The following is a 6,040-nucleotide window of genomic DNA, read 5'->3' on the forward strand; positions in this document are numbered from 1 at the left end:
CACGAGCTCAGGTTCGAGCCCTCCCGACGCTAGAAGCGGCTCTCGAGTCGTGCCGACACTCCGGCCTCCTGCAGGTCGAGCCGCTCGAGCATCGCGCGCACGGCCTCGTCCTCTATTCGCCCCTCGTCACGCTCGGCGATGAGCGCGGCCCGCTGGGCGGCGAGCACGTCGCGGTAGAGCGCCGAGTAGACCTTCGCCCGCTTGGTCGGCGCCTCGGGGTCGGGCATCTCGTCGATCTCCTCGGACTGCCGGGTGATCGCCGCGCGGATCTCGGCGAGCACCCGCGGGTCCATGTTCTCCGGCGGGTTGGCGCGGAATTCGGCGAGCACGGCGTCGAGCGCATCGTGGACGACGCGTTCGGCCTTGAGTTCCTCCTCGCGGTCGGCGGCGTGGTCGTCGGAGAACCGGGAGATCTGCAGCCTGCGGATGAGCACCGGCAGCGTCCAGCCCTGGATGAGCAGGGTGCCGACGCTGACCACGAAGGCGATGGCCTGGATGGTGGCGCGCTCGGGGAACGGATCCCCCGCCGCCGTCGTCGCCGGGATGGCGGCCGCGGCGGCCAGCGTGACCACGCCGCGCATCCCCGTCCACGACACCACCACGTTCTCCTGCCATGACAGCGACCGCCGGTCGATGCGGGCGCGCCAACCCGCGCTGGGTCTCTTGCGCTGCCGCGTGCCCAGCGCGCCGCGGCCACCGACCGGGACCGGCACGCTGAGCCGGTTCCCGACGTGGCTGGACAGCTTGTTGCGGCCGAAGATCGCGAACACCGACAGCGGCCGGATCACCAGGACGATCAGCAGCACGATCACCGATGCGACGGCCACCTCGACGAGCGACTCGTGCGCCTCCCGCAGGTCCTCCAGCACGAACCGCAGGTGAAGGCCGATGTAGGCGAAGACGAACGCCTCGAGCAGCACGTCGACCGAGTTCCACACGTAGCGCTCCTGCAGCCGCGTCTGGTAGCCGGCGTCCAGGGTGCCGTTGCCGACCACGAAGCCGGCGACGACGACGGCCAGCACGCCGGAGGCGTGCAGTTCCTCGGCGGCGATGAACGCGGCGAACGGGACCACCAGGCCCTGCACCGTCTCCAGGCCGGGATTGGCCAGCCTGCGGCGGATCCACAGCGTGACGTAGCCCAGCACGCCGCCGACGACCGGTCCGACGAGCGCGCTGTAGCCGAACAGCAGGAATGGGTTCTCGATGAACGTGTGGCTTCCGGCGACCTGCGCCACCGCGATGGAGAACAACGTCAGCGCCGCGGCGTCGTTGATGAGGCTCTCGCCGGTCAGGATCGCCATCACCCGCTTGGGTAGCCCGAGCTTGCGTCCCACCGCCACGGCGGTGACGGCGTCGGGCGGCGCGACGATCGCGCCGAGCACCAGCGCGGTGGCGAACGTCAGCGGCACCACCACCAGCCAGGAGGACACCATCGCCACCGCGAACGCGGACACCACCACGAGGCCGACGCCGAGGCCGAGGATCGGGCGGATGTTGCGCAGGAACGTCGGGAAGGAGAAGTTCAGCGCCGCGGAGTAGAGCAGCGGCGGCAGGACCACCGTGAGCAGGATGTGCGAATCCAGTTCGGGCGGCTCGAACTCGGGCAGGAAGGACACCGCGCCGCCGATGACGACGATGATGAGCGCGGGTTCCAGGCCGCGCCGGTGGGCGATGGCGGTGACCACGATGGCGCCGACGACTACCAGGATCAGTTCCACGCGCCGATTCTCTCGTCAAAAGCGGCGCCGCGCCCGCTCACCTTCAGCGCTGGCAGTGCGGGCACCAGAACAGGTTGCGGCCCTCCAGCACCGCGGTGCGGATCGGGGTGTCGCAGATCCGGCACGGCTCGAGCGCCCGGCGGTAGACGTAGGTGCGCGGTCTGCCCTTGCGGTACGACGGTGCGCCGTGGTCGTCGTCCGGTCTCAGCGTGATGATCCTGCCGCGCCGCACACCGACCTTCATCAGGTCCACCAGGTCGGTCCACATGGCGTCGAATTCACCTGAGGCGACGTCGGTTCCGGTGCGGTAGGGGTCGATGCGGTGGCGGTACAGCAGCTCGTTGCGGTAGACGTTGCCGACGCCGGCGAGCACCGTCTGGTCCATCAGCAGCGCGCCGATCGGCCGACGGGACTTCACGATCCGCGCCCAGGCGGTGCTCGGATCGGCGTCCCGGCGCAGCGGATCGGGCCCCAGCCTGGCCAGGATGTCGGAGACCTGCGCCTCGTCGACCACCTCGCAGGCCGTCGGACCGCGCAGATCGGCGCCGTACTCACTGCTGAAGATGCGCATGCGCACCTGGCCGACCGGATCGGGCGGCGGGTCGCCGGGAGTGAGGGTGAAGTCGTCGAACCGGCCGTACAACCCGAGGTGTACGTGCACGATCCGGCCGCCGTCGTAGTGGTGGAACAGGTGCTTGCCCCAGGCGCTGGCACCGGTGAAGGTGCGGCCGTCGACCATCGCGGCGCCGTCGGCGAACCGGCTCTGCGGGCTGCTCACCCGCATCCGACGGCCCTTGAAGCGCTTCTGATGCAACCGGGCGAGCCGGTGCAGCGTGTGCCCCTCAGGCATCGCTACTCCGGCGCCCCCGGCACCGGCGGGGGGACGTGCGTCTGCTCGTACTTGGCGAGGATGTCGATGCGGCGCTGGTGCCGCTCGGCTTCCGACCACGGGGTGGTGACGAAGGCGTCGACGATGGCGAGCGCCTCCTCGCGGGTGTGCATCCGCCCGCCGATGCCGATCACCTGGGCGTTGTTGTGCTGGCGGGCCAGTGACGCCGTCTCGGTGCTCCACGCCAGCGCGCAGCGGATGCCGGGCACCTTGTTGGCCGCGATCTGCTCACCGTTGCCCGAGCCGCCGAGCACGATGCCCAGGCTCTCCGGGTCGGCCAGCGTCTTCAGCGCGGCGGCGATGCAGAACGCCGGGTAGTCGTCCTCGGCGTCGTAGCTGTGAGCGCCGCAGTCGATCGGCTCATGACCGCCGGCCTCCAGGTGCTCGATGATCGCCTGCTTGAGTTCGAAACCGGCATGGTCGGCACCGAGATAGACACGCATGGCGGCCATTGTGGCAGACGCCGGTGTCAGGACACCGTGATCGCGTCCAGCCGCTCCTTGATGAAATCCGAGCAGGTGACCGGCGTCAACCCCGCCACCCGCCCGACCGGTGGCGCGAGCGGCGTCACGCGGGCGTCGTGGTTGGCCTCGTAGAAATAGATCAGCGAGACGAGGTCCTCTTCGGGGGCGTGCGGTTGAGGCGGCAGGACGCGGTGCCGGCCCGACGGCCAGCGCCGCCCGCTCCAGTACTCGAGCAGGTCGCCGATGTTGACGGTCAGCGCGTCCGGGTCGTAGGGCGCGTCGGTCCAGCCGTCGGCCTCCGAGTAGATCTGCAGACCGCCTGCCCCCGGTTCGCGGTCGAGGATGGTGACGGTGCCGAAGTCGGTGTGCGGGCCGATCCGGAACTGGCCCGGCTCGGGCTCGCCGACCACGCTCACCGGCGGGTAGTGGTTGATGTTCATCGTCCACGTCGGCCGGTCGGCGAGCGTCGCGAACGGGTTGTCCGGCAGCTTCAGCGCGTGCGCGAACAACGCGAGCAACTCGTCGGCCACCTGCCGCACCGCGTCGGTGTAGGCGGTCACCAGGGAGCGCAGACCCGGCACTTCAGAGGGCCAGACGTTGGGCGCGAACCAGATCCGGTCCACGTCGGCATCGCCGGTCTGCGTCTCCGCGCCGAGGCTGAAGCTCTCCTTGAGATCCGGCGGCGTCTCGGTGCCCTCGGCGTAGCCGTTGGCTTCGGCGCCGGGCCCGATCCAGCCGTGCCCGCCCACCGGCACCGCGTAGCGCTGCTTGACCGTCACCGGCTGGGCGAAGAAGGCGCGGGCGGCGGCGCGGACGTCGGCCGCCAGTGCGGCGTCCACGCCGTGACCGGTGACCAGGATGAAACCGGCGCGCTGCAGGCTGTCGTCGACCTCGGTGGCCACCCTTTGGGCACCTGAACCGCCCGCGCGCCAGCGGGAGAGGTCCACGGTGGCAATCGAACTCACTGCGCGACTCCGATGTCTTCGTTCCACAGACCGGGTCGGGCAGCGATGAACTCGCGCATCATGTCCGCACATCGGTCGTCGTCGAGGACGGTCACCGACACACCGTACTCGGCCAGCCACTCGTGGCCGCCGGAGAACGTGCGGGCCTCGCCGATCAGCACCGCGCCGATGTTGAACTGCCGCACCAGTCCGCTGCAGTACCAGCACGGCGACAGCGTGGTCACCATCACCGTGGACCGGTAGTCGCGCTGCCTGCCCGCGGCCCGGAATGCGTCGGTCTCGGCGTGGATGGAGGGATCGTCCTCCTGCACCCTTCGGTTGTGTCCGCTGCCGAGCAGTGTGCCGTCCACCGCGAACAGCGCCGCACCGATCGGGATGCCGCCCTCGGCAAGCCCTTGTCGCGCTTCCCGATACGCGACCTCGAGCATGTCCTGCGGTGACGTCATACCGCGAGACGCTCCGCGGCGATACGGGCGCGGCACATCAGCAGATAGCAGCCACCGGCCAGCAGGAAGCCGACATAGAACGTGACGTCGCCCAGCCCGGGCAGCTCGCGTGCGGCGAAGCCGACGAACTTCTGCTGGTTGCAGAACAGCAGCACCGACACGACGAGTCCGATGCCGAAGGACAGCAGGCCCGGCCAGTTGGTGTACGAACGGTCATAGAGCAATCCGGCCACCCGCTGGCCGCGGCGCAGGTACTGGTCGGCGAACACCACTCCCAGCCACGGACCGATCCAGTAGGCGATGATCAGCAGGAACGCCTCGTAGCTGTGCGCCGCGTCGGGCAGGGCCCACCACGCGACGAGGAACCCGGCCACGCCGAAGAACACCGTCACCAGCGCGCGGGCGATGTGCGGCGGCAACTTGATCCCGATGGTCACGAAAGCCATTGCGCCCGAATAGACGTTGATCGAGTTTGCCGCGATCGCGCCGATCGCGATGGCCAGCAGCGTGGCTCCGGCCAGCCATCCGGCGAGCGGGGCCGTGAAGGAGGCGGTGGGGTCCCCCAGCGCGTCACCGGCGCCGATGGTCACCGAGGCGGCGCCGACACTCATCAGGCCGATGCACCCGAGGAAGAGCCCGGCGGAGGCGAAGGATCCGGTCCGTCGGGTCGATACGCTCGCCGGCAGATACCGCGTGTAGTCGGCCGCATACGGCGTCCATCCCGCCGCATAGCCGAAAGCCGTTCCGACGGTGAGCAGGAAGCCGCCCGTGCCGCCGACACCGCCCTCGGCCGCGGGTGCGCCGAGGTCGGCCTGCCACAGGATGACCACCGAGGTGACCGCGAAGATCACCGCGAGCAGCGGGAACGTCCAGCGTTCGAACGCCTGCACCAGGTTGTGGCCGAAGAACGCCAGCCCGGTCTGCAGCAGCACGATGATGACCAGCCCCACCAGGGGCCCGAAGCCGAACAGGGTGGACAGCGCGTACGCGCCGCTGACGCTGTTGGTGGCGAACCAGCCCACCCCTGCGGTGATGGACATCAGCACCGCGGGCACGGCGTTGCCGCGGAAGCCGAATGCCAACCGGCCCAGCACCATCTGCGGCACCCCGTGCAGCGGCCCGCGGGCGGACAGGAAGTAGTGCGCGAGGGCGCCGAGGCCGGTGCCGAGGGCGAGGCCGCCGACGGCCTGCCAGAACGTCATGCCATAGGCGGCGACGGCCAGCACGCCGACGAACACCGTCGCGAACTCGAGGTTCGGCGACGCCCAGGTCCAGAACAGCTGGCTGGGCCTGCCGTGCCGATCGGCCTCGGCGATGGCCTCGTTGCCGCCGGGTTCGACGGCCACCACCCGGTCACGGTAGGTGCCGTCGGACTGTTCGAGGATGTCGGCGGGTTCGGCGACTGTCATCGGTCAACGGTGGGGTCGGATGCGTTGGACCGCAACCGGAGTAAACGCAATCGAAACAATTGGGATCGGCGCGGGTGTCAGGAACCCCCGCAGCCACCGCCTCCGCCGCCGCAGCCACCGCCGCCGCACCCGGCACCGCCGTCGGGAGC

At 70.1% G+C, this 6,040-nt stretch carries 6 protein-coding genes; all 6 read right to left on the reverse strand.

Translation table 11 applies throughout. From position 1 onward, the window contains the following. Positions 1-29: 29 nt before the first annotated feature. Genes Q2100_RS04900 through Q2100_RS04925 form a run of 6 tightly spaced genes read right to left on the reverse strand, consistent with a single transcriptional unit; the run spans position 30 to position 5,891 of the window. Complete coding sequence (locus Q2100_RS04900) at positions 30-1,718, reverse strand: cation:proton antiporter (protein WP_264015451.1); 1,689 nt, start codon at positions 1,716-1,718, stop codon at positions 30-32. Between the two features lie 43 nt (positions 1,719-1,761). Then, entirely contained in the window at positions 1,762-2,568 is an 807-nt protein-coding gene (locus Q2100_RS04905; protein ID WP_302913056.1) for an Fpg/Nei family DNA glycosylase, read from the reverse strand. 2 nt (positions 2,569-2,570) lie between these two features. Further along, a complete protein-coding gene (locus Q2100_RS04910; RefSeq protein ID WP_264015453.1) occupies positions 2,571-3,050 on the reverse strand; it encodes a ribose-5-phosphate isomerase in 480 nt (159 codons plus the stop codon). 26 nt (positions 3,051-3,076) lie between these two features. Further along, positions 3,077-4,036, reverse strand: a complete 960-nt coding sequence (locus Q2100_RS04915) for an isopenicillin N synthase family dioxygenase (protein ID WP_302913057.1) — start codon at positions 4,034-4,036, stop codon at positions 3,077-3,079. Then, on the reverse strand, positions 4,033-4,482 hold the full coding sequence (locus tag Q2100_RS04920; protein ID WP_269893406.1) for a nucleoside deaminase: 450 nt from the start codon (positions 4,480-4,482) through the stop codon (positions 4,033-4,035). The genes Q2100_RS04915 and Q2100_RS04920 overlap by 4 nt, the downstream gene beginning before the upstream one ends. Further along, positions 4,479-5,891, reverse strand: coding sequence for a purine-cytosine permease family protein (locus Q2100_RS04925; RefSeq protein WP_302913058.1), 1,413 nt, complete (start codon positions 5,889-5,891; stop codon positions 4,479-4,481). Before Q2100_RS04925 ends, Q2100_RS04920 begins: the two co-directional genes overlap by 4 nt. Between the last annotated feature and the right edge of the window lie 149 nt (positions 5,892-6,040).

The organism is Mycolicibacterium arseniciresistens (genome assembly GCF_030519285.1).
In the GTDB taxonomy this organism is placed as follows: domain Bacteria; phylum Actinomycetota; class Actinomycetes; order Mycobacteriales; family Mycobacteriaceae; genus Mycobacterium; species Mycobacterium arseniciresistens.

Coding starts and splice junctions, on each gene's coding strand:
- Q2100_RS04905 (WP_302913056.1), bottom strand. CDS start 2,568: ATGCCTGAGGGGCACACGCTGCACCGGCTCGCCCGGTTGCATCAGAAG.
- Q2100_RS04910 (WP_264015453.1), bottom strand. CDS start 3,050: ATGCGTGTCTATCTCGGTGCCGACCATGCCGGTTTCGAACTCAAGCAG.
- Q2100_RS04920 (WP_269893406.1), bottom strand. CDS start 4,482: ATGACGTCACCGCAGGACATGCTCGAGGTCGCGTATCGGGAAGCGCGA.
- Q2100_RS04925 (WP_302913058.1), bottom strand. CDS start 5,891: ATGACAGTCGCCGAACCCGCCGACATCCTCGAACAGTCCGACGGCACC.